The 25415-nt window shown below is 52.1% G+C and carries 22 protein-coding genes, 1 tRNA gene and 1 riboswitch; of the genes, 12 read left to right on the top strand and 11 right to left on the bottom strand.

Features of this window, described 5'->3' with window-relative positions; all coding sequences use genetic code 11:
• Positions 1–65: 65 nt before the first annotated feature.
• Positions 66–617 (top strand): ProQ/FINO family protein, encoded by a 552-nt coding sequence (locus EDC56_RS10130; protein ID WP_162844145.1) that lies wholly within the window; start codon positions 66–68, stop codon positions 615–617.
• Positions 618–1247: 630 nt separating this feature from the next.
• Here EDC56_RS10130 and EDC56_RS10125 read toward each other — a convergent pair.
• The gene (locus EDC56_RS10125; protein WP_123712394.1) at positions 1248–2108 is read right to left on the bottom strand and encodes a LysR family transcriptional regulator; all 861 of its coding nucleotides are present in this window, start codon (positions 2106–2108) and stop codon (positions 1248–1250) included.
• A 130-nt stretch (positions 2109–2238) separates the two neighbouring features.
• Here EDC56_RS10125 and EDC56_RS10120 point away from each other — a divergent pair, with 130 nt between their 5' ends.
• The 7 genes from EDC56_RS10120 (at position 2239) to thiE (ending at position 10312) form a co-directional block, all read left to right on the top strand.
• Positions 2239–3306, top strand: coding sequence for an HlyD family secretion protein (locus EDC56_RS10120; RefSeq protein ID WP_123712393.1), 1068 nt, complete (start codon positions 2239–2241; stop codon positions 3304–3306).
• A 9-nt stretch (positions 3307–3315) separates the two neighbouring features.
• Positions 3316–4344 (top strand): DUF2955 domain-containing protein, encoded by a 1029-nt coding sequence (locus tag EDC56_RS10115; protein WP_123712392.1) that lies wholly within the window; start codon positions 3316–3318, stop codon positions 4342–4344.
• A 70-nt stretch (positions 4345–4414) separates the two neighbouring features.
• Positions 4415–4538, top strand: a riboswitch (TPP riboswitch).
• An 87-nt stretch (positions 4539–4625) separates the two neighbouring features.
• Positions 4626–6530, top strand: a complete 1905-nt coding sequence (thiC, locus tag EDC56_RS10110) for a phosphomethylpyrimidine synthase ThiC (protein WP_123712391.1) — start codon at positions 4626–4628, stop codon at positions 6528–6530.
• A 90-nt stretch (positions 6531–6620) separates the two neighbouring features.
• The gene (gene thiO / locus EDC56_RS10105) at positions 6621–7736 is read left to right on the top strand and encodes a glycine oxidase ThiO (RefSeq protein WP_123712390.1); all 1116 of its coding nucleotides are present in this window, start codon (positions 6621–6623) and stop codon (positions 7734–7736) included.
• Between the two features lie 21 nt (positions 7737–7757).
• On the top strand, positions 7758–7967 hold the full coding sequence (gene thiS, locus EDC56_RS10100) for a sulfur carrier protein ThiS (protein ID WP_123712389.1): 210 nt from the start codon (positions 7758–7760) through the stop codon (positions 7965–7967).
• A gap of 1 nt (position 7968) precedes the next feature.
• On the top strand, positions 7969–8769 hold the full coding sequence (locus EDC56_RS10095; protein WP_123712388.1) for a thiazole synthase: 801 nt from the start codon (positions 7969–7971) through the stop codon (positions 8767–8769).
• Between the two features lie 28 nt (positions 8770–8797).
• Positions 8798–10312 carry a thiamine phosphate synthase gene (gene thiE / locus EDC56_RS10090; protein ID WP_211333641.1) on the top strand — a complete coding sequence of 505 codons (1515 nt, stop codon included), beginning with the start codon at positions 8798–8800 and terminating at the stop codon, positions 10310–10312.
• A 104-nt stretch (positions 10313–10416) separates the two neighbouring features.
• Here thiE and EDC56_RS10085 read toward each other — a convergent pair whose 3' ends face one another.
• Together EDC56_RS10085 and EDC56_RS10080 are read right to left on the bottom strand one after the other, a co-directional pair.
• Complete coding sequence (locus EDC56_RS10085; protein ID WP_123712386.1) at positions 10417–11052, bottom strand: outer membrane beta-barrel protein; 636 nt, start codon at positions 11050–11052, stop codon at positions 10417–10419.
• Positions 11053–11355: 303 nt separating this feature from the next.
• Positions 11356–12279 (bottom strand): lysophospholipid acyltransferase family protein, encoded by a 924-nt coding sequence (locus EDC56_RS10080; protein WP_281273351.1) that lies wholly within the window; start codon positions 12277–12279, stop codon positions 11356–11358.
• 152 nt (positions 12280–12431) lie between these two features.
• On the opposite strand from EDC56_RS10080, the gene EDC56_RS10075 reads away from it, so the two are divergent.
• Positions 12432–13103: a retropepsin-like aspartic protease family protein gene (locus EDC56_RS10075; protein WP_123712384.1), complete on the top strand. Its 672-nt coding sequence runs from the start codon at positions 12432–12434 to the stop codon at positions 13101–13103.
• A 101-nt stretch (positions 13104–13204) separates the two neighbouring features.
• A complete protein-coding gene (ribA, locus tag EDC56_RS10070) occupies positions 13205–13795 on the top strand; it encodes a GTP cyclohydrolase II (protein WP_123712383.1) in 591 nt (196 codons plus the stop codon).
• Positions 13796–13855: 60 nt separating this feature from the next.
• Here ribA and dxs read toward each other — a convergent pair whose 3' ends face one another.
• The 5 genes from dxs to EDC56_RS10045 form a co-directional block, all read right to left on the bottom strand.
• On the bottom strand, positions 13856–15727 hold the full coding sequence (gene dxs, locus EDC56_RS10065) for a 1-deoxy-D-xylulose-5-phosphate synthase (protein WP_123712382.1): 1872 nt from the start codon (positions 15725–15727) through the stop codon (positions 13856–13858).
• A gap of 141 nt (positions 15728–15868) precedes the next feature.
• Complete coding sequence (locus EDC56_RS10060; RefSeq protein WP_245980677.1) at positions 15869–16786, bottom strand: polyprenyl synthetase family protein; 918 nt, start codon at positions 16784–16786, stop codon at positions 15869–15871.
• Positions 16783–17025, bottom strand: coding sequence for an exodeoxyribonuclease VII small subunit (locus tag EDC56_RS10055; protein WP_123712880.1), 243 nt, complete (start codon positions 17023–17025; stop codon positions 16783–16785). Before EDC56_RS10055 ends, EDC56_RS10060 begins: the two co-directional genes overlap by 4 nt.
• A 530-nt stretch (positions 17026–17555) precedes the next feature.
• Complete coding sequence (locus EDC56_RS10050) at positions 17556–18008, bottom strand: hypothetical protein (protein WP_123712381.1); 453 nt, start codon at positions 18006–18008, stop codon at positions 17556–17558.
• A gap of 187 nt (positions 18009–18195) precedes the next feature.
• Complete coding sequence (locus tag EDC56_RS10045) at positions 18196–20652, bottom strand: DNA polymerase II (RefSeq protein WP_123712380.1); 2457 nt, start codon at positions 20650–20652, stop codon at positions 18196–18198.
• 522 nt (positions 20653–21174) lie between these two features.
• Here EDC56_RS10045 and EDC56_RS10040 point away from each other — a divergent pair.
• Positions 21175–22935, top strand: a complete 1761-nt coding sequence (locus EDC56_RS10040; RefSeq protein ID WP_123712379.1) for an acyl-CoA dehydrogenase — start codon at positions 21175–21177, stop codon at positions 22933–22935.
• A 252-nt stretch (positions 22936–23187) separates the two neighbouring features.
• Positions 23188–23475: a DUF6388 family protein gene (locus EDC56_RS10035; protein ID WP_148059374.1), complete on the top strand. Its 288-nt coding sequence runs from the start codon at positions 23188–23190 to the stop codon at positions 23473–23475.
• 120 nt (positions 23476–23595) lie between these two features.
• Here EDC56_RS10035 and EDC56_RS10030 read toward each other — a convergent pair whose 3' ends face one another.
• The 3 genes from EDC56_RS10030 to EDC56_RS10020 form a co-directional block, all read right to left on the bottom strand.
• A complete protein-coding gene (locus EDC56_RS10030) occupies positions 23596–24282 on the bottom strand; it encodes a class I SAM-dependent methyltransferase (protein ID WP_123712377.1) in 687 nt (228 codons plus the stop codon).
• A gap of 33 nt (positions 24283–24315) precedes the next feature.
• Positions 24316–25158 carry an MmyB family transcriptional regulator gene (locus tag EDC56_RS10025; protein ID WP_123712376.1) on the bottom strand — a complete coding sequence of 281 codons (843 nt, stop codon included), beginning with the start codon at positions 25156–25158 and terminating at the stop codon, positions 24316–24318.
• Positions 25159–25338: 180 nt separating this feature from the next.
• Positions 25339–25415 (bottom strand) — tRNA-Asp (locus tag EDC56_RS10020).

Raw genomic sequence — 25415 nt, 5'->3', positions numbered from 1 at the left:
AGTGTGAACAGCGGTTGTTTTTTGCTATCCTTCGCCCCCCAATAGTTTTGTTAAAGGAAGTCTCCGTGTCACGGCCGATCCCTACTAAAGAAATCATCGAAGTCACCTCTGTCTTTTTAGAGGTTAACTACCCTCATCTATTCGGTGAAGAGGTCGCGCCCTTGGCGATAGGTATCTACGAGGAGCTTTGTACCCGTCATCCAGAGTTGGTTGATGCTTTTGAGTATTACTTATCCAAGCATACCCGTTCTAGCAAGTACCATCGTGCCGTGTGGAATGATGGCGAGCCGCGGATGCGTGTCAGCCTCGATCAGGAGGAAACGACTGAGATTACGCCTGCCGAGATGCGCCTGTCGGGCATTGTATTGGCAGGCCGAGGCGTTAAGAGTGATAAGTTGAAGGCGCTGATGCAGGAAGTGAATCAGAAGAAACGGCAGAAGGCGGATAATCGTAAGCGTGAGATGGAGCTGCAGAAACAGCAGAAGCAGCAATTTATGCTGTTGGGTAGCGAAATTAAGCGGCTAGCAAAGAAAGGGCTGGATGCCGCAGAGATTAAAAAGAAAACAGGTACGACGCTGTCAGAGCGAGCTATCGCTAAATTTGTTGCCAGCCAATAGCGTTGATTCGGTAGGGTGAGGCTAGAGCAGCCTCACTCAGTTCCTTCTGCCCCCTTTCAATAGATCAATTTTCAAGCGCTGTTGTCGTTCTACCTGCCTCTGTAAACCCCAGTTACCACTAGGTATATTTCTCACCGAATAGGTAAAAACACTTATCTTGATTTGTATCACTTGCCGACTACGGGAATTTACGTATACTGGCCACACATAAAGACAACAAGCTCTAAAAAATAACAACTTTCAAAAAATAACAAGCTTTAACATAATAATAATAAAGCAAATTAATAAGAATGACTAAAATAACGACCCTGTGATGTTGGAAGGCCATCGTTGTTTATAGATTGTTGCGGTAGAAAATCTACCAAGATAGATTAGCCTGATGGGCCGCAGCAATCTTATCTCTATTTTTCGTTCCCCCCCCCCTTGCCGAACAGGCTGAACCTTTTCGTATATTTATCTTGTAGGCTACTCATACCTCCCCCGCTGCTGTTATGCAGCAAGCTATCATGCTTAGCGTTGCCGCTGTTCTACTGGCATTACTCCGGTCTATGCAGGACCTGCCGTGTCCGGTAAAAGGACATCACAGATCGCCTGTAATTCGTTCGCTGATATCGCGGAAGGAGCTGACGGTTAGAGGGCAAAGTTATCCCTGAGCATCTTCACCATGAGGCGTGTTCTTTCCGGCAAGTAGGCTTGAGCGGGATAGATTAAGCTGATGCTGGGTGGTGTTAGCTGGTCGGCGCAATCGATGTTAGATAGCGCGCCACTAGCGAGATCCTCTTCAATCATCGAGGTCGGGAGTATTGCGATGCCTTGGCCAGCCTTTGCCAGCTGATGCAAGAGTCGTAGGTCGTCGCTAAATAGCCGGTAGTTACGACATTCAGGCATGAGACTGCGAGTGTAACGACTGGCAAGAAAGTCGTAGTCAGCGAGTTCTGCCAGTGCTTTTGGTCTTCCTTTCTTGCTTAAATAGCAGGGTGAGGCGACTAAGGTGTAAGGGAATTGAATCAATGATTGCTGTACGTAATCGTCGTGTAGGCTGTCGATGAAGCCGGGGAGTAATTGTAGGTCGGTGTTGCTGCGGCGTAGGTCGATGGCGCTTTTTTCGTGTTCTATTTCTAACTGTACCTGCGGATACAAACTGATGTACCGCTCAATGGTGTCGGCGAAAAACTCGGTAACACCAAGGGTAGGGGGGATGGCAATACGCATTAGGCCTTTTGGTGCCGTTCCCCTCTCGACCATCAGCTCAGTGGCGGCCTGTAGGGTATTGAGAGGAGATTCGATTTGACGGTAGAGCCAGCGCCCCTGTTCGGTGAGCTCGATATGTCGTGTCGTGCGTATTAGTAGTTGGTAGCCCAGTGCATGCTCTAAAGCCTGTAGTCGGCGACTGATTTTAGAACGCTGCATATTGGTGGCGGCGGCAGCGGCGCTAATGCCCTGGTGGCGAACAGTCAGGGCAAAAAGGTTGAGGTCATCGAGACTGGTCATGTGGCTTCCTACGAGGGCGGCAGTCTATATTGTCCTATTAGTAGGTCGCAAGCGACTTGTTTTACACTCTATATGCCACTTTTTTGATTCGTTACACTAGCCTGCTATTGGATAAACACAGGATATTACTATGCAGGCTGCAGAGGCGCGCTTTCGTCGCTGGATGACGACATTGTTACTGTTTTTTGTGCTCGTAGGAAGCTACTTTGTGCTTGCTGATCGCTACGCTCCGATGACGACAGAGAGCCGGGTGCAAGGGTTTGTAGTACCGTTAGCGACAGAAGTTTCGGGGCATATTACAGCGGTCTACAGCGAAAATAATCAAGCCGTTAAGGCAGGTGAACTGCTCTTTAGTATCGATGATACGCACTACCGTCTAGTTCACGAAAGAGCGCAGCTGGCACTGCGTCAAGCCTACGAGCAGGAGGCGGCGCGCTACGCAGATGTTACCGCCGCGAAGGCGAAGATTGAGACGTATAGAGTCACGGCGGATAATGCAATGCGCGACTTTAAGCGTATCGAGCGTCTTGCACGTAGTGGCTCGGTATCCAAGTCGCAGTTCGATAATGCAGAGAGCAAGCGAGACGCAAGCGCGGCAAACCTACGTGCCGCACGTGCACAGCTGCGTGCCTTAGAGGTACGGCTGGGTGACGGTATTGGTCATAGCAGTGTGGTGCTGGCTGCACAAAACGCTTTAGCTCAAGCTAAGTGGGACTTGTCGCGTACGCAGGTGTTAGCACCTAGCGACGGCGTAGTGAGTAACTTGCAGCTGCATGAGGGAGCTTTTGCTAGCGCTAATCAGCCAATACTCACCTTCATCCCTGCGGATTCGCTATGGTTGGTGGCGGATTTTCGTGAAAAGGCGACGGCTTTGATGAAGCCGGGTGAGACGGCGGAGGTGGCCTTTGATGCACTACCCGGTAAGGTCTTTACGTTGTCTTTGCTGAGCCGCGATTTTGGTGTCGCTTCTGCACAGCAGCAGGCCAATGGCCGCTTGTCAGCGGTTGAGACGAGTAACCGCTGGGTGAGAGATGCACAGCGTGTGCGGGTGAACCTTGAGAGCGAGGAGGCCCTTCCAGCGAACTTGTTCGTTGGTTCTAGGGCGACCGTCGTCGTCTACACGGAAAGCCATTCACTATTTACTTGGCTGGCCGAGGGGATGATTCGCCTGATTAGCATCGCCCACTACCTGTATTAGGCGTTGACGATGAAAGCGTACCGAATTTGGTTTTCCTGTGTGCTGAGTCTGACGCTGAGCCTGTTTTTTGGTTGGACGAACACGATGTTTGTGTGTTTGCTGCCGATGCTCATGTTATCGAGGCTGGTGCGCTGGAATAGCGTGATGTTTGCGCAAATGGTGTTGGCGGTATTCTGGGTTGGGATAGAAACTAACGTAATTCTTGGTTTCTTACAGCCTTATCCGCTATTGATGTCCATCGCGGTCGCTATTATGTTGCTGTCGAAGTGTTATGCTATGCAGCATAAGGCCAGCTCACTCTTTGGCACCATTGGCCTGCTATTTGGCTCGGTCATTATTAATATCGGCAGCTACCCCGGCGTTGACTTAGAGAACTTCACCGTCGGTTTTTGGCAGGCGAGCTGGGTGGCGGTAGTGGTTTGTGCCTTGGCGTTTTATATTTTTCCCGAGCCGATTGCAGAAAATGAACCTGTAGAGCTAGAGGTGCGAGAGGCGACCTCGGAGCAACTGTGGCAGCAAACAGTATTGGGCTGGCTGGTGGCAATGGTTATTTTTTTCATTTTTCAAATAGCGCATCTCAATGACTCACTGTCTGCTCAAGCAAGTATGCTGATCATATTGTCGCCGATGACCCTGGTTGGGTCGCTGCAGGCAGCAAAGATACGAGTGATGGGAACTCTCTACGGCTGTTTGGCAGCATTATTGATTCAGCTGGGGCTTAGTGCTTGGTACGATAATATCGTGCTGTTTGTGCTGGCTTACGCCATTGCGGCAGCCTTATTTAGTCATTGGCTTGCAGGGGATGCAGTACGCGTCGGCATCGGTTTTTCGGCGATGTCTGCGCTGATCGTGCCGCTGACCAGTAGTCTTGTACCAGGGCAACAAGACGCTGTTTACGCGATTTTCTATCGTCTGTCATCGATCCTCTGCGCGGTGGCGATTACCTCGCTGCTGATCTGGTTGGTGCACCGAGGCCTGCAGCGAGCGCGATGGCGTCGTGGGAGTCAGGATGAACTTGATATCGTTAACGTACCCTAAAGCAATGATAGTAATCTTCGTTGTATGAATTGCGCGCTTGCGAAAAGTAAGTAGAGCTTTTAGAATTGCCAGCAACTTGTCGGGGTGCTAACAAGTCACAGGCTTTAAATGGTCTGTTGTCTTCTTTTAGCTGAGAGCTTACCCGTTGAACCTGTTAGGTTAATACCTGCGGAGGGAACAAGGTCGGTGACTTTCTCTACTACTTCACCGCAATCCTACTACCTTATGTTTGACGTGTGATGCTGCCCTGGCGTTTAATCGCGGCAATATAAGGCAGCATTATGACCGTCAGTAAGCTCAGCAATACCGCTCGTGTGGATGAAGCTTCAATCCAGCCCTTTCCTAATTCAGAGAAAACCTATATCGAAGGCTCTCGCCCAGATATTCGTGTGCCGATGCGTGAGATTTCGCTGACGGCGACGACGGTTTCTAACCCAGATGGTAGCACTCGTCTTGAGCCTAACGAGGCGGTACGAGTCTATGATACCTCTGGCGTTTACTCTGATCCTGAAGTCAGTGTCGACATTCGCCAAGGGCTCGAGGCAATGCGCAGTAGCTGGGTGCTTGAGCGTGATGACACGGAAGAGCTGCCGGGCGATAGCTCTGACTACGCCAAGCTGCGTGCCGCAGATGATAGCCTTGATGGGCTGCGCTTCGACCTGAAGCGGACGCCTCGCCGTGCTAAGCCGGGCAAGAATGTCAGTCAAATGCACTATGCGCGACAGGGCGTTATCACGCCTGAGATGGAATATATTGCGATTCGCGAGAACATGACGCTGCAGCATTTGAAAGAGCAGGGGCTGGTCAATGAACAGCACCCTGGCGAAGCCTTTGGTGCCGAAATTCCCGATGAGATTACCCCGGAGTTTGTGCGCAGTGAGGTCGCCAGGGGGCGAGCGATTATTCCTTGTAATATCAATCACCCAGAGTCAGAGCCGATGATTATCGGCCGTAACTTTTTGGTGAAGGTGAATGGCAATATTGGTAACTCTGCCCTAGGTTCTTCGATCGAGGAAGAGGTGGCTAAGCTGAGCTGGGGTATCCGCTGGGGTGCCGACACCATGATGGATTTATCCACAGGTAAGAATATCCATGAGACACGCGAGTGGATCATTCGCAACTCACCAGTACCGGTAGGTACAGTGCCGATCTATCAGGCGCTTGAGAAGGTTGATGGTGTTGCTGAAAACCTCACCTGGGAGGTCTTTCGCGATACGTTAATTGAGCAGGCTGAGCAGGGTGTTGACTACTTTACTATTCATGCCGGTGTGTTGTTGCGTTATGTACCAATGACGGCGACAAGGGTGACAGGTATTGTTTCTCGTGGCGGCTCGATCATGGCTAAGTGGTGTCTCGCTCATCATGAAGAAAACTTTCTCTATACACATTTCGAAGAGATCTGTGAAATCTGTAAACAGTATGACGTCGCCTTCTCCCTTGGCGACGGTTTGCGCCCAGGCTCTATCGCCGACGCCAACGATGCCGCACAGTTTGGTGAGCTGGAGACGCTAGGGGAGCTCACTAAAATAGCTTGGCAGCATGATGTGCAGGTGATGATCGAAGGGCCGGGCCATGTGCCGATGCACATGATCAAGGCCAACATGGAGAAGCAGCTTGAGCACTGCGATGAGGCGCCGTTCTACACCTTGGGTCCATTGACGACTGATATTGCACCTGGCTACGACCACATCACTTCCGGTATTGGCGCGGCGATGATCGGTTGGTATGGCTGTGCCATGCTCTGTTATGTGACACCGAAGGAGCACCTTGGTCTACCCAACAAAGACGATGTTAAGACGGGCATTATCACTTATAAGCTAGCCGCCCATGCCGCGGATCTAGCCAAGGGGCATCCTGGTGCGCAGGTACGAGATAACGCACTCTCAAAGGCGCGCTTTGAGTTCCGCTGGGAGGATCAGTTTAACCTCGGTCTAGATCCGGATACTGCACGCAGCTACCACGATGAAACGCTGCCGAAAGAGTCGGCGAAGGTGGCGCACTTTTGCTCTATGTGTGGCCCGAAGTTTTGCTCGATGAAAATTTCGCAGGAAGTGCGAGACTACGCTTCGGCCCAGGGTGTTGAGGTGCGTGGAGAGACGATTAAGGTGTTAGACCTAGACGCAGAAATGCAGAAGAAATCGGAAGAGTTCAAGCAAGCCGGTAGCGAGATCTACCAGAAGGTTTAACAGCTTGCTTTAGCTGGGCTGTGTCGTCTTAACGACGCAGCTCTTTCCTCGTGTTACATCCTCGTCGTTAGGGCGAGGAGGAGCTCTTCGATGAAGATAGGAATTGCAGGCGCAGGAATTGTAGGTCGCCTCAGTGCCTTGCTGTTACAGCAGCGTGGTCATCAAGTGACCTTGTTTGATCGAGATGGTATCGATAACGGTAGTGCCTGCAGCTATACCGCTGCGGGGATGCTGACACCGGTGAGTGAGTCGGATGTTTATGAGCCCTTAGTGTATGCCCTAGGTCAGCGCTCGTTGCGGCGCTGGCCGGAGCTTGTCCAGCAGATCAACGGTGAGGTGTTTTATCACACGGGTGGCAGCCTGGTGGTGGCACATCGTCAGGACCAGGCTGATTATCATCGCTTCCTGCAGGCGGTCGAGAGCAATGCGCAGCCAACGGCTGAGCAGATGACGATGCTTGACCAGGCCCAGTTAGCAGAGCTTGAGCCGGAGTTGGCGGCACGTTTTCACCGTGCGGCCTATATGCCCGGTGAGGCGTGGTTGTGTCCTTGCTGTGTGATGCCGACGCTCGGTGATCAATTGGTTGCCGCTAAGGTACCTTTTCATACTTATAGCGAGATCGCAGCAGTAACGGGCAATGAGGTGGGCGGTGAGATTGTTGTTGCCGGGCGTAGCGGTGAACGTCGCCACGCGTTTGACTGTGTCATCGATAGCCGTGGTCTAGGTGCTCGAGAGGCCTTGCCTGCGTTAAGAGGTGTACGTGGTGAGATCATTTGGGTGCGAGCCCCTGGGGTGAAAATTGATCGCCTCGTGCGTTTGATGCACCCGCGTTATCGTATCTATATTGTGCCGCGACGGGATGACCTTTATCTGATTGGCGCTACGCAGATCGAGAGTGAGGATCGCAGTGAAATCAGTGTGCGCTCAAGCCTTGAACTACTCTCGGCGGCATATAGTGTCCACCCGGGATTCGCCGAGGCGCGGGTGATCAAGACTGACGTTAATCTACGCCCAGCCCTGCCGGATAATCAGCCGAAGATTTTTAGTGCAGGGAAGGTGCTGCGGGTCAACGGCCTCTTTCGTCACGGTTACATGATGGCGCCGGCGATTTGCGATGAGCTGGTGGCGCGTATCGAGCAAGGTGAGGGCTACCAATCTGACTTTGCTGAATTATTCACGCAAGATAAGCCCTATGCCGGCGCATAGTCGTGCATCGATAGAGGGAGAATGATGGTGGAAATATTTGTAAACGGTGAGCGCAAGCTTATCGATAGCGGCATCGATATTGGTCAGGCATTGTTGGCTTGGGGCTATGATACGGCGCATAAGATCGCAGTGGCGGTGAATGGTGAGTTTGTTCCCCGTAGCTTGTATGGGCAGAGAGTACTCATCGCAGATGACCGGGTTGATGTCGTTAGCCCAATTTCAGGAGGGTGAGATGCAGACACTTTCGGATACGTTCAAACTATTAGGGCGTGAGTTACAGAGCCGCTTATTTATTGGTAGCGCGCTTTATCCCTCACCAAAAATTATGTGTGAGGCTATTAAGGCTTCGCAGTCGCAGGTGGTGACGGTCTCACTGCGTCGTCAGGCGGCGCAGTCGGGTAGTGATGGCGAGGCATTCTGGCAGCAGATTAAAGCGTTAGATGTCGCCGTGCTGCCGAATACGGCAGGCTGTTCGACGGTAAAAGAGGCCGTTAATACCGCCTTAATGGCACGAGAGGTGTTCGATACCAACTGGATTAAGCTGGAGGTGATCGGTGACGACTATAACCTACAGCCCGATCCGTTCGCGCTGTTGGAGGCGACGAAAGAGCTCGTCTCGCAAGGCTTCGATGTATTTCCCTATTGCACCGATGACCTGGTTCTCTGCACTAAGCTGGCGGAAGCCGGCTGCACGATTTTGATGCCTTGGGGGGCGCCCATCGGCACAGGACAGGGGTTATTAAACCCGTACGCCTTGCGTACCATTCGTCAGCGCTTACCGGAGCTGACACTTGTCGTTGATGCCGGTATCGGCTTGCCTTCACACGCCAGTGCGGCGATGGAGATGGGCTACGATGCGGTGTTGCTCAATAGTGCGGTGGCGCTAGCGCAGGACCCGGTGGTGATGGCGCAGGCCTTCGCGGCGGCAGTAGCCGCTGGGCGTGCGGCCTATCGTGCCGGTGCGATGCCGGCGCGGGATACCGCGGCACCGAGTTCGCCGGTAGTGGGTGTGCCGTTTTGGCACAATGATTGATGACTTATTACTTTTTGAGACGCGTGCTATGACCGAGCTAAAAAAGCCTATTGTGTGGACGATTGCAGGCTCAGACAGCGGTGGTGGTGCCGGCATTCAGGCCGATCTGGCTACCTTTAACGATTTTGCCGTACATGGCTGCTCCGTCGTTACTGCGTTGACGGCGCAAAACTCTGTTGCAGTGACAGCCATTGCTGTTACGGATACTGATCATGTGCGGGCTGAAATGAGCACCCTGAGCGATGATTTACCTGCACAGGCGATCAAGCTAGGGATGCTGGCCAATAGTGAGATCATCGGCGCGGTAGTCGAGCAACTTAGCTGGCTCAATGTCCCGGTAGTCTGTGACCCGGTGTTGATGGCGAGTAGTGGTCGGCCACTGTTAGATGAGGCGGCAAGGGGGGGGCTGTTGCATCAGCTGTTTCCCTGTTGCACTTTGATTACACCGAATATTCCTGAGGCAGAGATGCTGACCGGCTTGGTGGCGAGCAAGCCTGGCGATATTGAACAAATGGCGGCACAGCTGCTCAGTAGTGGTACCAAGGCGGTGCTCATTAAAGGCGGACACAGTAGCTTTAGTGGCCAATACAGCGATAGTGCTGATCGTTATTGTTGTGATTATTTTAGCGATGGCCAGCAGAGTTTTTGGCTGCAGGGCGATCTCATCGACAATGATAACAATCACGGCAGTGGCTGCACTTTGGCATCGGCGATTACGGCGCTGTTGGGGCAGGGTTATCCGCTCGAGGATGCGGTCTGTGTCGGTAAGTTTTATATCACTGAGGGTATTGTCGCGGGGCAGCGTCTAGGGCAAGGGCATGGCCCGATTGGGCACCAGGGTTTCCCGTCGAAGCTTGGCCAGTTGCCCAGGCTCTTTAAGTCATATCCGGATACTCTAGCGTCGTCTTTGCCTAAAGAGGTGGCGAAACTGGGGCTCTACCCGGTGGTGGATAGTGTGGCATGGATAGCGCGCTTGCTGCCGCTGGGGGTGAAGACTATTCAGCTGCGGGTGAAGGACTTACAGGGTGAGGCCTTGAGCGCTGAGGTGGCTGCCGCTGTTGAATTGGCGAAGCAGCACGATGCTCGCCTTTATATCAACGACTACTGGCAGCTGGCGATTGAACACGGCGCTTACGGGGTGCACCTAGGTCAGGAGGATCTTGATGATGCCAGTGTCGAGGCGATTGCGCAGGCGGGGCTTCGCTTGGGGGTCAGCACACATTGTTGGTCAGAGTTGTGCCGGGCGCATGCGATAGCGCCGAGTTATATTGCCATTGGCCCTATCTATGACACAACGACGAAACAGATGCGCTTCGGTCCGCAGGGACTTGAGCAGCTGACGCAGTGGCTTGAAGTTTTGCAGCCAGGTTATCCGGTGGTGGCGATTGGCGGTATCGATTATACGCGGGCGAAGCTCGTGCAGCAGACGGGTGTTGGCAGTATTGCCTTAGTCAGTGCAATTACCCAGGCAGAAGATTGGCAGGGCGCAACGGAGGCACTTCTCGCTTTAGTGGGCGCAGGTAGTGGGGCTCCATCACAGTAAAAGACGGGTAACCATAGAGCACAAAAAAGCCAGCATGATGCTGGCTTTTTATTACAACCTAGATGAGCAGCTTCCTGCTCGTTCATAGGTCTAGAGGTATACTCTTAGAAGCGTAAGCGGATACCCAAGCTGGTGTTCAACACGTCGCTGTCAAACTCAGTGTTCTGCTCTTGGTGGTCGCTATTGTCTTCACCGCTGTAGGCGAACTGCATCGCCTCGAGGTAGATCTCAGCGTTAGGTACGACGGCATAAGATACGCCGGCACCGTAGTAAGGAGTAAAACCGTTGTCCTCGAGAGTGGTGCTGCCAGACTCATCAGGATTCTCGTGATCTTCCCAAGCAACCTTGAGGTTGTTGCGTGACTGTGCTGCACCGAGCTTACCGTAGAGCTTCCACGACTCTCCTAGAGGTAGAGTACCGACGGCGGCGACACCGAAAGCACTGCTGTCAGAGCTGCTCTTGTAGTTTCTGCCGTTGGCTGTTTGCTTGCCATCGACGCTACCGAAGTCGTAGTAGCTGGCCTCTAGGCCGAAGAAAGTGTTGAACTGATAGCCGGCGGTGATGTTGTAACCGGTTGCGGCCTCTTCGAGGTCATCAGAATGGATACCGTTCTCTTTTATTGAGGCGGTGTGGTCAGCGTAGCTGACGGCGCCGCTAGCATAGAAACCCGAGTCGGCAAGCACTGCGGCGCTGCTGGCGAGAGTTACAGGTAGGATGAGGGCGGTTAGTACTTTTTTCAAAGTGTCACTCCTTGCGTTCGAATAATTAGGCTAACTGTTTAGCTGAGCCCTATTATGCGCGTTTATTACCAAACGTTTATTCGTAGCTGCCGCAGATTGGCCAGTATATTTACCTAGCAAATCATGGGGGACTAGCTATCTATTGGTTGATTTTAGATCAACATGTCTGTTTTGTAATGTTTTGCAGGGATTTATAATCATCGGCGATTGTCGTTGATTATCGGTGAACTGGCTTAAAATGTGATGAGCCGCACAAACTGTCTCCGCCTCATTGCTCGAGAGCTGAGGCGGTGCTCTGTTCGTCTAATAGACTTTTTTGCTGTTTTCGGGGCGGCTTTTGAAGCGACGATGTACCCACATGTACTGTTCTGGGTGTTGCCTGATCGTGTGCTCTAGATGAGCGTTGATGTTTGCACAATCAGCGAGGGTGTCGTTTCCGTTGATGTTTGAGCCGTCAGTAAAGTGGATATGATAATGGCCTTGTTTATCTCGGTAGTGGTGGCAGTGGATAACTGCAGGTGCGCACTGTTTTATCATTCTGCTCGGCGCCTTGATCGTGGCGGCCTTGACGCCGAAGAAGTCGACAAACTCAGAGTGTTTAGCACCGTAGTCTTGATCGGGGGGGTACCAGAGGGTGTGACCACTCTTTAGGCTCTTGTAGACCCCGCGCATGTCGCTCTGTGGAATGACCTGACCACCGCTGAGAAAGCGTTGCCTGCTTGTCGTCATAATATGTTCGATGACGGGGTTCTTCTGTTGACGATAGATGGCGTCGTAACGGCAAAATAATGAGAGCAGGCTCGCCGAGAGGTCGAGCGTGGTGTAGTGACCGCCTAGCATCAGTACACCATTACCTTTTTCGGCGGCCTGGTGTAGCACATCGATATTGTGGGTGGTGACGCGATGACGGAGTTTTTCCGGGGCGGTGAACCAGGCGTTGGCCGTCTCGATTAAACCGATAGCCTGAGCCTCAAACGTCTCCTTGAGTAGTTGGCGTTGTGCCTGTTCGGATAATTCGGGAAAGCAGAGTCGCAGGTTGGTTGCTGCAATATGCTTTCGTCGCTTTGCAACGATGAGCAGCAGCCGCCCTAAACCTCTACCTAAGGTAAGTTGTAATGGGTAGTAGAGCAGGGTGATGAACTTTAAAATTCCCATTGCAAGCCACGTTGGCCAGTAGCAGATATGGTAGCGCGAGGCTGTGTTTCTACGATGATTACTATTCGACACGATATATTAGCGATTGTGAAAAAGGAGGCCGAGTGTAGCATGACAGATAGTTGGGCGTTTATACTATCGATCACTCGCGTATAAAATCTAATAACAATTACATATGGGCCAGTTTTTTCTCGCCCTGATGCTCTTCAATAGGAAGCTAGTCGATGAAATTATTCCAAGGATGCTGGAATCTGCCGCAGTTGAGATGTGCTGTATTGCTGTGTGCGTTTTTGTCTTTACTCCCCGTATCGGCAAGTTGGGCTGCTCCCAGTGTACAAGTGAAGGGGTTGTTTAAGGGGGGGGCAATACTTGATATTGGCGGTAAGCAACGCATGATGCGTACGGGGCAAACGAGCCCAGAGGGCGTTACCCTTGTTGCGGCTAATATGCAACGTGCGAAGCTGCTCATCGATGGAAAGAACTACGAGTTAGGTCTGAGCCGTCGCATCAGCAACAATTATGTGAAGCCGGAAAGCATCAAGGTGGCTATCAAGAATAACGGATATAATCAGTTTGTTACCCCCGGCAGTATTAATGGTCGCCCGGTGAGCTTTCTCGTTGATACCGGTGCGACCTCCGTTGCGATGAGTGCTGCGATGGCGCGCCACCTAGGCATTAACTACGAGGCGGGGAAACCCATCAAAATTGGTACTGCCGGGGGGGTTGTTGATGGCCATATAATAAGACTCAATAGTGTCAGTGTGGGTGGTATCAGAGTGAGCGGTGTGGAAGCCGCGGTGAGTGATGCTGGTTTGTCAGAAGTACTGCTGGGAATGAGTTTTTTAAGTCACGTGCAGGTTAGCCATGAGAATGGTGTCATGTATTTAACGAAGTAAGCGTTTGTAGTAGGTAGTAATCAGTGCTCGGCGTTAGCTACTGAGGTGCTTTACTGGTAGAATGCGTCCCCTTCATTTTAGACAGGCTGAGGAGTTTTAGGATGCCGGTCCGTTACATCGAGTCATCTAAGTTGCCTACCCAGTGGGCCGTATTTGAGATGCATGGCTTTGAAGATATTGACAACAATAAAGAGCATATTGTCTTATCTTTGGGTGATATCGCCGACGGTGAGCCGGTGCTAGCTCGCGTGCACTCTGAATGTTTGACAGGAGATGCGCTGTTTAGCCTGCGCTGTGATTGTGGCTCGCAACTGCAGGCGGCGATGCAGGCGATTGCCAAAGAGGGACGTGGTGCGATTCTCTATCTACGACAAGAGGGACGAGGCATTGGTCTGTTGAACAAGATCAAAGCCTATAAACTGCAGGATCAAGGCGCTGACACCGTGGAAGCTAATGAAGCCCTAGGTTTTGGTGCCGATATGCGTGATTATAGTATTTGTCGTGAGATGTTGGATCACCTACAGATTGGCGCGGTGCAGTTGATGACTAATAATCCACGCAAAGTGAAGGCCTTGCAGGATATGGGGATTAATGTCGTTAAACGCATTCCACTGCGTACCGGTGAAAACTCTCACAATGAAAAATACCTTGCGACGAAAGCGGGTAAACTCGGTCATATGATGGATGATTAGTGCTTTTAAGCAGATAGAAAAAAGGCCGCTACTAGCGGCCTTTTTTCTATCTACGGCCGCCTAAACAAGCTTTTCTAGACGGCTGCGGATGCTTTGGCAAATCCCCTCGCTATCTAAACCCATCTCCATGAGTAGGGCTTGATGATTGCCGTGCTCTGGGAAGCTATCCGGGAGTCCCAGGTTGAGTATCGGCTTAACGATACCCTGGGCGGCGAGAAATTCATTGATAGCACTGCCTGCACCACCAGCGATAGTGTTTTCTTCGAGGGTGACGACGAGTTGATGGCTGTGGCTCAGCTGCTCGACAATCGCTTCGTCGAAGGGCTTGATGAAGCGCATGTCGACGAGGGTCGCATTGATCGCCTCGGCTGCTGCTCGGGCGGCTTCGACAAGGCTACCGAAGGCAAAAATGACCACTTGTTGCCCCTCGCGTAATAGCCGGGCCTTACCAATCTCAATGCTTGTTGCGTTTGCCACAACCTCTGTGCCGGGGCCGCAGCCGCGGGGGTAACGGACGGCGGCAGGCCCCTGATAATGGTAGCCACTGTTGAGCATGAGGCGGCACTCGTTCTCATCGCTTGGCGCCATAATGACGATATTTGGTATGCAGCGCATAAAGCTTAAATCAAAGCTACCAGTATGGGTGGCGCCGTCGGCACCGACAAGGCCAGCACGGTCGATGGCAAACAGTACGTCTAGGTTTTGTAGGGCCACGTCGTGAATTAGTTGGTCATAGCCGCGCTGCAAGAAGGTTGAGTAGATGGCAACAACCGGTTTGAGCCCGTCGCAGGCCATGCCTGCGGCAACGGTTACGGCGTGCTGTTCGGCGATGGCAACATCGTGGAAGCGGTCGGGGTAACGTTTGGCGAACTCGACCATACCCGAGCCCTCGCACATGGCGGGGGTGATGGCGGTGAGACGGTTATCTTCAGCGGCGGTGTCACAGAGCCAGTCACCAAAGATGTCTTGGTATTTCTTCTGATGGTTTTGCGGGCTATTCTCGACCTTTTCTGTCCGTGGCTCTAGCTTGGTGATGGCATGGTAGCCCACTGGGTCGGCTTCGGCGGGCGCAAAACCCTTGCCTTTGGTGGTCATGATGTGAAGTAGCTGGGGGCCTTTCATTTCACGTAGGTTGCGTAGATAGCCCACCAGCTCGATGACGTCATGGCCATCGACAGGACCGATATAGTTGAAACCAAGCTCTTCGAAGATGGTACCAGGGGAGATAAAGCCTTTCATGTGCTCTTCGGTGCGCTTGGCAAAGCTCATGGCCGGAGAGGGAAGTTTGGCCAAGACTTTCTTACCGCTGCGGCGAAGGCTGTTGTAACTCGGTGAGGCCCATACTTTCGATAGGTAGGTACTGAGGCCGCCGGTGCTGTGTGAAATGGCCATCTGATTGTCGTTGAGAACGACCAGCATATTCGCTTTCTTGTCGGCCGCATGGTTAATGGCCTCGAAGGCCATGCCGGCGGTGAGGGCGCCATCACCTATGATAGCGCAGCTCTTTTTGCCCGCTAAGGCCATACCTAGCGCGGCGCTGATGCTGGTGCTAGAGTGGCCGACACCAAAGGTGTCATATTCGCTTTCGCTGCGCTTTGGGAATCCTGATAAGCCACCTGCATGACGGATTTTTGTCATTTGCTCTCGGCGGCCAGTGAGAATTTTGTGGGGGTAGGTTTGATGGCCCACATCCCAGACGAGGCGGTCATCGGGTGTTTCGTAGACATAGTGCAGCGCAATAGTCAGTTCGACGACACCAAGACCGGCACCGAAATGGCCGCCACTTTGACCGACGCTAAATAGTAGGAAGGCACGTAGCTCCTCGGCGAGCTGAGGCAGCTGGTCGACGTTAAGCTGGCGTAGCTGGGCGGGAGTGTCGATACCATCGAGTAGCGGAGTCGACGGTCTTGTTTCTGGAATATCTTTAAACATCAATAGTTAAGCATCATGTTGTTGGCTGGCCCCAGCACGAAGTTAGAGGGCATACTGGCAGTAGGGGCACTCGCTCAGTTATCGCCTGAATCTTGTCTTTGTATCCCCAGCGAGGCAGGGGTACGCTATTGTAATATAAATTTAATGTTTTCGCGTCACGGCGTAACGGGCCAGTTGGCGCAGGGTCTCTGCACGCTCGTCAAAACTGCTGAGGGCCTCGAGGGCTGTGGCGAGTAGCTCACTGGCCTTCTCTTTGGCACCATCGAGGCCGAGCAAAGCGGGGTAGGTGGACTTGCTCAGCGCAATGTCGGCACCGGACATCTTGCCAAGGATTTTCGTGTCACCTTCTATATCGAGAATGTCGTCGTGAACTTGGAAGGCGAGGCCAACGGCACGGCCATAGTGGTCTAGTGCCTGTCGCTGTTGCTTGTTAGCACGTGCACAAATAGCCCCTAAGGCAATAGCGCAGCGGATGAGTGCGCCAGTTTTTAGGCTGTGCATCGCCTGCATGTGTTCAAGATCGACATGCAGACCGGTGGCGGCGATGTCAATCGCTTGGCCGCCTACCATGCCACCGGGCCCAGAGGCACTAGAGAGGCATTTAATCAACTCGATGCGTTGCTCTGCGGTTAGGTCGTCGGCGTTAGCGATTAATTCAAAGGCCTGTGCTTGTAGGGCGTCTCCAGCCAGAATGGCGGTAGGCTCATCAAAGGCTTTGTGTACGGTTGGTTTTCCACGGCGTAAGTCGTCGTCGTCCATTGCGGGTAGGTCGTCGTGAACGAGGGAGTAGCTGTGGATAAACTCAATGGCACAGGCGCAGCGGTCCAGGCCGCTTTGCGACGCCTGGCTATCTATGGTTTGCGCTGCCGCGTAGACCAGCAGTGGGCGCATTCTTTTGCCGCCGTTCATGACGCTGTAATGAATCGACTGATACAAGCCGTCGAGCATGGCCTGGGTGTTATGCTGAAAAGGTGAGTCGGTACGGAGCAGAGCTTGTTCCAAAGTTTGATTGATACGTTGCTGAGCTTCGTAAAGCTGTTGTTTAAGCTCGGTGCTCAAGATTGCTCTTCCTGTTCGAAGGGGGTGTAACTGGCGCTGCCATCCTGCTGTTCGGTGACAGCGAGTACGCGTTGTTCTGCTTCATCCAGAGCCTGCTGGCATTCGCGAGTGAGCTTAATGCCCTTCTCGAATTGTTTAAGAGAGTCCTCGAGGCTGAGCTCGCTATCCTCCAGCTGTTCGACAATAGTCTCCAGCTCTGATAGTGATTTCTCGAAATTAACCTTCTTGCTGCGTGCCATGAACTTAAACTCCACACCCTAAATAGTTTCTCACCGAGTGACATTGATGAGACTGAGCCACTTTAGCTGGCGCCTATGATACAACACTATGAGAGGATTTGCGGCACTGTAATGTTAGCGGGTGCAGCCGAGTCGTAGAAGCTATTATCTCCGCTGTGCGCGAATGGCTAATAAGTCTGTTGATTGTTGCTTCTTTATAAAGAAATGAGGGAAGGAATATGTGAGATAGCTGCTGTGTGTGTGCTATCCAGAGGTGGGCTGTATTTCTTGATGGATTATCTTTTCTTTCAGCTGCTTGTTAGTCAGGTTTGTTTTTTGTTATCGGTACCGATGTGTCGAAAATACTGTCGGTTGTGCTGAGTTTTTGTGGTTAATATCTCACGCGGTAAGCCGATATAACGGCTGTGTTGAAGGCGGCAGTTAGAAGATAATCATTGGCAGATGGATCGAGTTAGTACATGGATGTACTTTAATATCTTTTTGCGCACCTAGTGTCAGGTTGAAGCTAACGTTTATTTTTCTATGGTGAGCTACGAGACTTGAGTTGGCTCGTTAACGGGGTCGGTAGGTTCGTCTTGTTGTTGGGTGATCAATAGCAGCAGTATAGCGGAAAATAGCGTGCTACTGCCCAGCCCCATAGCTATTGCTAGCTCTTCTGGCATATCTAAGAATTGTTGCGCAAAAGAAATGTAACTTATCGATGTAGCAGTCATTAAGGCAGTGATCGTGCTGAAGAGAATGAAGTGTAGGCTGTGATAATGCAGTTTGGCAGCGATTAGCCAAAACAGCACGAGGCTGATCATTTGTCCCGCTAGGGCAATATTTTGTACCGTTCCCTGTTGGTGCATAGCGATACTGCTGAGACCATAGCCGATGGCGCTCCCCCCGACGATACAGCGTAGGCGGAAGGTGCTGAGATCGTGTGGTGTGCTCCTGATCAGAAGGATCATGAGGACAGTGAGAATGAGGCTCGTCCAAAGCATAGTTGTGGTTACCTCGAGGGTGGTATGAGGCACTAGCATAGACCTTCTGCTGCGAATAATATCTAGGCACTACTACCTAGGACTGCTGGATTCAATAACATAGGAGACTTAAGTGTACCATTAGTCGTCGTTATAGCTTGCTGATCTCTATGTACTTGAGGTCCGGCGGCGGTAACGTTTTAGTTGGCTAGTCAAACAATCCGATCTGTCTGCCGCAGATATCGCTGAAGGTGAGACCGAGAAAGTGCAGGATGCCATCGGCAATGGGCTCTATCTGGCGCTCTATATAGAGGTCGTAGTCGAGTGTGGCTGAATAGTTGTCAGCGGGTTCTGGGCCGTTGAGTGTCATCACATAGGCGATCCAGCCGCCACGTTGATAGATCGGTGGCAGGCCTTGATTAACCCGTTGCTGGTCGGCAAGTCGTGCCGCTTGAACATGTGGCGGGATGTGTTTTTGATATTCGTCGAGCTTGCGTCTTAGCCGCTTGCGGTAGACCAGCTGTTCGTCATGTTCACCGTTGTGAATGGCGTTGACGAGAGCCTGAATATAGTCTCGATAGGGTAGCTCGTGGAAGATGCGACGATAGAGTTCCCGCTGAAAGTCTCTGGCGACGCGTGTCCAGTCGGTTCTAACCGTTTCCAAGCCCTTGAAAATGAGCTCTTCATTTTCACCCCGTCGCAGTGTACCGGCATAACGCTTTTTACTGCCGACATCGGAGCCCCTAATGGTTGGCATAATGAAACGGGTAAAGTGGCTTTCGAACTCCAGCTCGAGGAAGCTTTCCAGTTGGTAGTGCTCGCGCAGATGCTGCGTCCACCAGTCGTTGAGTTGTTGGGCAAGCCGCCGTCCGATTGCTGAAATCTGGGTATTTTCGAGGCCCTGTTCGTCATCTTTAATGAGTACGAAGACGGAGTCGGTATCGCCATAGATAACGCGATGCCCCTCTCTTTCTATTAGCTCTTTGCTTTTGTTCAGCACGTGGTGACCACGCAGTGTAATGGAGCTGGGGAGGCGGTAGTCGAAGAAGCGGCAGCCGGGCGTGCCGAGCACACCATAAAACGAGTTCATGATGATCTTGATGGCCTGAGACATCGAGGCGTTCTGCAGCTGCTTTGCATGATCCCTGGCCTGCCAGAGTTCGGCGATAATGGCCGGTAGTAGCGCGCTCTTCTTATCAAAGAGGGCGCCGTTGAAGCCGGCGACGAGGTTGGTCGTGTCGGTATTGTGAGTCTCCTTTCGGTCTCGTACGGCTTCACTCTGCTGACGCTCCAGGCCGGCCACCAGTGCCAGAGGGTCGATATTAAAGGTGCGAATAATCGACGGATACAGGCTCTTAAAGTCGAGCACGAGTACGTGATTGTAGATGCCGGGGAAGCTATCCATGACATAGCCACCGGGACTGCCGACCCCTTCGGGAAACTCTTTGAGGTTGGGGGCGACGTAGCCTTGGCGGTGTAATCTCGGTAGGTAGCGGAAGTCGAAGGCGGCGACGGAACCACCGATACGATCCATCGCTAGACCGGTTAAGCGAGCGCGTTCAATAGCAAAATCAATGAGTCTGGTGGTCTCGAATATATCCCAAACGAGCTGACAGTCTTCTAGGTTGTAGGCGGCTAGCTGAGGTTTGTCGCTCTGAAATAGCTCGGCAATCTCTTCACCACGCTGTTCGGACTGAAGCAGCTTGCCGCGCTCGAGTAGCTGCTGGGCGACGTGGTTAAGGGAAAAGCTTTCGAAGCTGTAAGTTGCAGACTTGAGGGTGTCGATACCATCGAGCACGACACGGCCAGGTAATGTTAAAGTGAAGCGGTCGTCTCCGCTGCTGGACTCATGCCACTGGGCGAAGCTACGGCCGCGGCCGAGGGTAAAACGGATGTTTAGCCTATCGCTGCAGCGCTGAAGATAGCGTAGGTCGAAGTTGATGACGTTCCAGCCGATGATGATGTCGGGGTCAAAGTTCTCTATCAGCGTGAGTAGAGCCTCAATGAGTTGCGTCTCATTGGAGTAGTGCAGTAGCTCGTCGCTATCGACGGCGGTTTGCCCATCGTCGCGCATAAAGACCCAGCGTCGATGCATTTCAGGGTGTTGTTGGTCGAAGCAAATCGCACCGATACAGAATACCTCGTCATGGTGCATGGCTGTTTCAATGTCGAGTGATAATACTTTGAAGGTTGGGTTGTAATGGCTGCTCTTAAGGCGTGGGTTAACGCTCTTTAGATAGCCGTTGCGAGGTTTGAGCTCGCCCTGTATGGACAGTGGCGCGGTGATGAAGCGCTCCATCAGGAAGCGATCACAGTGGCGAATATCGGCTTCCAGGGGTGTTAGACCGAGCTCTTTTAATAGCCTTCTCGCCTGATAAAGTTGTCGTTGTGAATTGAAGTAGAGGGCCGTTTGGGGCTGTTGCTGAAAGTCCTTAAGGGCGATGGATTGCTGCCTGCAGGGGGGAATGCCCGCGCTTTTCAACGCTATTAGGGCTTGCTCTGTGCTGACCAGAGGGAGGAAAAATAGGGGCTTTTCTGCATCAAAGACTAGCTGTATAGGTCCCTTTGCCGTGCTTAACCAGTAGCTGAGCTGTAGTGCTGAGCCGGTGGGGGTCTTGATATCGCGCCACTGTCGACTTAATAAGAAACCATCTATCGTTGTCATGTTAGGTTGACCTAAGAGTGCGGCGAAAAGAGGTTTGGGTCATGGTGGCCGATAAGCGTGAAGTGGGGGATTAGTGTAACTGATAAGCACTTCTGGCGCGAAGCTTGCGTCTATATTATGGAGGTTAACAGAGTCTCTAGCTCATCTATAATTAGAGACCGATGATGCTCGTTTAGTGATTGTTTTGGGGGTTTGAATTGCAATGTTGTCAGTGATAACCTTGATCGTTAAATGCCCTAGCGGTAGAGCACGATAATAACTGTGATGAATAGACACTATAAAACCCAGCAAGAACATGTCCTCTAGATATACCGGTGATATCCGGAGGATAATAAACACAGATTTTCTTTGTGGCTGTTGGCTCTTAGTGAAAGGGGGTTGATGTTTCTGCTAGCTACCATTGCCCGTTTATAAGACAGAGTCGATGCTGTCGTGAAAGATAGAAATAAATAAATTAAGAGTAGAGTGCCGCCTAAAGATAGAAATGGCGAGCCCCATAGGACCGATAAGAAGGATTGTTTAATGAGTGACTATAGAGCCCCCCTGCGTGATATCCGCTTTAATTTAGAGGAAGTGGTTGATCTAGCTGAAGTCTGTACGGCCATCGGTAACGAAGATTGTGACCCTGAAATCGTTAGTGCGATTCTAGAGGAGGCCGGGCGCCTCTGTGGAGAGGAAATTGCGCCGCTCAATCACTCCTGCGATCAAGCGGGGGCTGGTTTTGCAGATCGTGCCGTTACCGCCGCTCCCGGTTTAAAAGGCGCTTATCAGCACTTTATCGAAGGGGGGTGGGGTGGTCTTTCTGAGTCCCCAGAATTTGGTGGTCAGGGGTTGCCAAAGGTGCTGAGCGGCAGCATTCAAGAAATGACGCAGTCGGCTAACCTCGCGTTTAGTCTATGTCCGATGCTGAGCCAGGGCTGTATTGAAGCGATTACCCTGCACGCCAGTGATGAGATCAAAAACACCTATCTGCCAAAATTAGTGACTGGTGAGTGGACAGGAACGATGAACCTGACCGAGCCACAGGCTGGCTCAGACCTTGCCGCGATTCGTACGAAAGCAGAGCCAGATGGAGACGGTTACCGTATTTTCGGCCAGAAGATCTTCATTACCTGGGGCGATCACGATATGACCGATAACATCATTCATTTGGTGTTGGCGCGTCTACCTGACGCCCCCGCCGGGGTGAAAGGCATATCCTTATTTGTGGTACCAAAGTATCTCGTCAATGAGGACGGTAGTCTGGGTGAGCGAAACGATGCTTACGCCGCCTCGATTGAGCATAAAATGGGTATTCACGCTAGCCCGACTTGCGTCATGGCCTTCGGCGATGACGAAGGCGCTATGGGTTACTTAGTCGGAGAGCCGCACAACGGTTTGGTGTACATGTTCTCGATGATGAACAATGCCCGTTTAGGTGTGGGAATGCAGGGGGTGGCGATTAGTGAGCGTGCTTACCAGCAGGCGGTTGAATATGCCAAGGAGCGTGTTCAGGGGATGACCGTGAGTGGTCAGGGCGGCATTGTTAAGCACCCCGATGTGCGCCGAATGTTGATGACGATGAGAGCGGCGACGGAGGCATCGCGCTCAATTCTCTATACTGCAATGGCTGCCGTCGATGAGGCGCATGCGGGACTGGATGCTGAGGCGAAAGCTCGTGCTAATCGTCGTGTGGCACTACTGACGCCTGTGGCGAAGGGGTGGGCCACTGAAATGTCATTAGAGGTGACCTCGCTGGGTGTGCAAGTGCATGGCGGTATGGGCTTTATCGAGGAGACGGGGGCGGCGCAGCATCAGCGGGATGCGCGCATTCTACCGATTTATGAGGGAACGACGGGGATTCAGGCGGCGGACTTGATTGGCCGAAAATACCTTCGTGATAATGGCGTGGCCATGACAGAGCTGCTGGAAGATATTAAGCAGGATCTAGAGAAGGCGCAGCAGGTCGTTGAAATAGCCGACATTACCTCTGCCGTTGCCGCTTCATTGACGCGTTATCAGGGGTTGCTCGAGGATATTAAGAGCAATGGCCAGGATGCCATCTGGGTGGGCAGTACGGCGACGAACTTCATGATGTTGTCTGGCTATGTCTGGGGGGCCTGGTTGCTGATGAAATCGGCGGCGATAGCGGCACCGAAGCAGCAGCAAGAGCCTTTCTACCGAAACAAAGTGACGACTGCGAGAGTATTCTGTGAGCAGTTACTTCCACGCGCTGAAGCGTTGGCGTTGTCAATGAGCTACGGTGCGGGAGCGATCATGGATATTCCGGAAGAGGAGTTATAACGCGAGGATTTACCTGCATGTTCCAGTAATTTAGGCGCCTCTTGGCGCCTTTTTTCATTTTTAGGCTAACCCACTAGTTCGACACTGTTAATGTTGACGAGCATAGGCAGGGGTAAAAATTTCTGCTAGTCTAAAATTTCGGTGCTAGGAAAGTGCCATTAGTTAATAGATGGATCGTATAAAAAGTTGTGACCGTCCCCTGCTTAGTACAGGGAAAATAATGAAATAGTACATTTTTCAATGGAGTTCGTTATGTTGGTGGCCAAAAATAAGCGTTATGAAGTTGCATGTGACCGTTTCCTTGCGACGCACCCTGTCGTACAGGCGGAGCTAGATCGGTTAGCTGTTGAAGACAGTACCGATGATATTAACCGGTTACGAGCGTCAACGCTCTATAACGCCTTTGCTGAAGAGGCAGAGAGTGAGGGTTTAGATTCTGTTGAATTTGCCCTGAAGATTTTGGCCGACTCCCCCGAGGAGCTACAGGCGATGCGCGATGAGTATCAGCGTGAGATTGATGAGGCGCTGCGCGATAATTAATTGAGTACCTGTCGTGAGGAGGCGGTCTCCTCGCGACATGTTAAGTCTATCTTTCTCCGCGTAACTTCAGCTTTCTGCCCTCCCCTCAGTTATCCTACTTGTTGTGAGAGCCCTTGCTTTTTAGAAGCGATAGAGGTTTTCAGTAAAGTCGCTGTTCTTCTCATTAAAGTGTTGTTTGCTTTCAAGGATACGCCCTGAAACGATGGTGAAATACGGGCTGAGCATGGCGAGATACTGCTCACGGCTACGGCTATAGGCGTAGTTGTCGATAAAGTCGTACTCATCAATGAAGCGTTGTTGTTCGTGGCTGGTGGGGACGGTGAGGTAGAGGTATTTTAGTCGCTGCGCCAGGATCGGTAGCACCTGTGCTAACTCTTCGTCGTTAAGATACTGCAGCACCGAGGTGCAGAGCCCTAGATCAAATCGTTTCTGCTGGCTCTCATCGCGACACCAGCTCAGTAGATCGGTATGCAGCAGTGTACTGCCAGACCGTTTGAGCAGTTGTTGCGCTCGTGTGAAGGCGCTAATACTGGGCTCGAGGCCGAGGCATTTGTACGGTTTAAAGGTATCTAAGACGGCGGCGAATAGGTGTCCTGGGCCAAAGCCAAAGTCGGCGACGCTACGGATCTGGATCTGGTCGAGGGCGAACACGGCCCTAAGGTACAGTGCATGATCGCGCGCGTTGTAGATGCCGTCCATATCGTCGAGGTTGTGGTAATTCTCGCGCCAGTAGCTCTCGCTAAAACCTAATGCGCCTTGTTCTTTTACGTCCTGCTGTTTGTCTTGAGAAGGCTTTTTTTTAGGCATGATCAGCTCGCGAGACTCTGGTTGTAAATGGGGTTAGAAGTATTTATACAATAGAGGGTGATCGATAGCGCTGAGCTCTTCGGTGCCTTCTATTGGTAGGCCATCGGTGCGGTGAAAGCTGGAGATAATAATGCGAGGCTCGCTGATAAACGGTGTGGCTCCAACGGTGTGATTGACGCAGACCAGCTCTTCGGTGGAGAGGCCATCGAGGGCGCGCAGGCTGACACGAAAACTGTGCTGATAGCCAATCTGATCGCTGCGTCGCTGCCAATTCTCGGGGATATCAGGGTAGTTGAGCAGCTCCTCAAGAATATCGAGGGCGCGTGCGTCATCGGTTAGTAACACTTCTTGCTGCAGGTTCATAAGTAGCGCGCAGGCGATGTCATCCCAGCCCACTAAGTAGGGCTTTAGTCCCTTGTTAGAGAAATAGAGGTGGTAGGAATTAATACGCCCGTCGCTGCTGAGGTCGATACCGTAGCGTTGATATAGTCTCACCCAGGCGCGGTTGACCATGATGATGTTGCCGTAGGCGTCGCTGGCGCAGGCGGGGGTTGGATCGAGACCAGAGAGGGTGAGTTGCAGCGTCTTCGTGATGAGGTGGTGCTGCCGTTGATCAGCTTCCAGCTCGGTCTGAGTGAAGCCTGCGGCGACCAGTAGGTTATTGCGATCACGTGTAGATAGCTTGAAGACCTCCGCTATTTGGCCGACCAGTTTGCGTCCAGGATTAGAGCGACCAGTTTCTAGAAAACTGATATGGCGGCTTGAAACTCCGACCTCTAATGAGAGCTCTTCTTGACTCATGTTGCGTGTATTACGCCATAGCTTGAGGAGTCGGCCGAACGCGTTTTTTTTGACGGGAGTAGACAAGTCGTGCATTCCGGTAGCGAAAGAGGGGCGTGAATATACTGCGTTGTAGCGGCATAAACTGCTGGCGCTATTCTACGGTTTAAGCGAGGTGAGGTAAATAAGGGATACGAGGTTGATGGTGATTATGCTTTGAGCGCTATAATACCAGATAAGCAGTAAGTTATTGCTTAGGGAGAATATAAAGAAAAGTGGCGGGCCGGACGGGACTCGAACCCGCGACCTCCGGCGTGACAGGCCGGCATTCTAACCAGCTGAACTACCGGCCC

It is taken from the genome of Sinobacterium caligoides, assembly GCF_003752585.1.
In the GTDB taxonomy this organism is placed as follows: domain Bacteria; phylum Pseudomonadota; class Gammaproteobacteria; order Pseudomonadales; family Sinobacteriaceae; genus Sinobacterium; species Sinobacterium caligoides.
Note: the sequence above shows the minus strand (reverse complement) of the source record. Positions and strands in the feature narration are given on the sequence as shown.

Excerpts from the sequence above, each read along its gene's own strand:
- EDC56_RS10125 (WP_123712394.1), bottom strand. The coding sequence starts at position 2,108 with ATGACCAGTCTCGATGACCTCAACCTTTTTGCCCTGACTGTTCGCCAC.
- EDC56_RS10120 (WP_123712393.1), top strand. The coding sequence starts at position 2,239 with ATGCAGGCTGCAGAGGCGCGCTTTCGTCGCTGGATGACGACATTGTTA.
- EDC56_RS10115 (WP_123712392.1), top strand. The coding sequence starts at position 3,316 with ATGAAAGCGTACCGAATTTGGTTTTCCTGTGTGCTGAGTCTGACGCTG.
- thiC (WP_123712391.1), top strand. The coding sequence starts at position 4,626 with ATGACCGTCAGTAAGCTCAGCAATACCGCTCGTGTGGATGAAGCTTCA.
- thiO (WP_123712390.1), top strand. The coding sequence starts at position 6,621 with ATGAAGATAGGAATTGCAGGCGCAGGAATTGTAGGTCGCCTCAGTGCC.
- thiS (WP_123712389.1), top strand. The coding sequence starts at position 7,758 with ATGATGGTGGAAATATTTGTAAACGGTGAGCGCAAGCTTATCGATAGC.
- EDC56_RS10095 (WP_123712388.1), top strand. The coding sequence starts at position 7,969 with ATGCAGACACTTTCGGATACGTTCAAACTATTAGGGCGTGAGTTACAG.
- thiE (WP_211333641.1), top strand. The coding sequence starts at position 8,798 with ATGACCGAGCTAAAAAAGCCTATTGTGTGGACGATTGCAGGCTCAGAC.
- EDC56_RS10075 (WP_123712384.1), top strand. The coding sequence starts at position 12,432 with ATGAAATTATTCCAAGGATGCTGGAATCTGCCGCAGTTGAGATGTGCT.
- ribA (WP_123712383.1), top strand. The coding sequence starts at position 13,205 with ATGCCGGTCCGTTACATCGAGTCATCTAAGTTGCCTACCCAGTGGGCC.
- dxs (WP_123712382.1), bottom strand. The coding sequence starts at position 15,727 with ATGTTTAAAGATATTCCAGAAACAAGACCGTCGACTCCGCTACTCGAT.
- EDC56_RS10055 (WP_123712880.1), bottom strand. The coding sequence starts at position 17,025 with ATGGCACGCAGCAAGAAGGTTAATTTCGAGAAATCACTATCAGAGCTG.
- EDC56_RS10050 (WP_123712381.1), bottom strand. The coding sequence starts at position 18,008 with ATGCTTTGGACGAGCCTCATTCTCACTGTCCTCATGATCCTTCTGATC.
- EDC56_RS10045 (WP_123712380.1), bottom strand. The coding sequence starts at position 20,652 with ATGACAACGATAGATGGTTTCTTATTAAGTCGACAGTGGCGCGATATC.
- EDC56_RS10040 (WP_123712379.1), top strand. The coding sequence starts at position 21,175 with ATGAGTGACTATAGAGCCCCCCTGCGTGATATCCGCTTTAATTTAGAG.
- EDC56_RS10035 (WP_148059374.1), top strand. The coding sequence starts at position 23,188 with ATGTTGGTGGCCAAAAATAAGCGTTATGAAGTTGCATGTGACCGTTTC.
- EDC56_RS10030 (WP_123712377.1), bottom strand. The coding sequence starts at position 24,282 with ATGCCTAAAAAAAAGCCTTCTCAAGACAAACAGCAGGACGTAAAAGAA.
- EDC56_RS10025 (WP_123712376.1), bottom strand. The coding sequence starts at position 25,158 with ATGCACGACTTGTCTACTCCCGTCAAAAAAAACGCGTTCGGCCGACTC.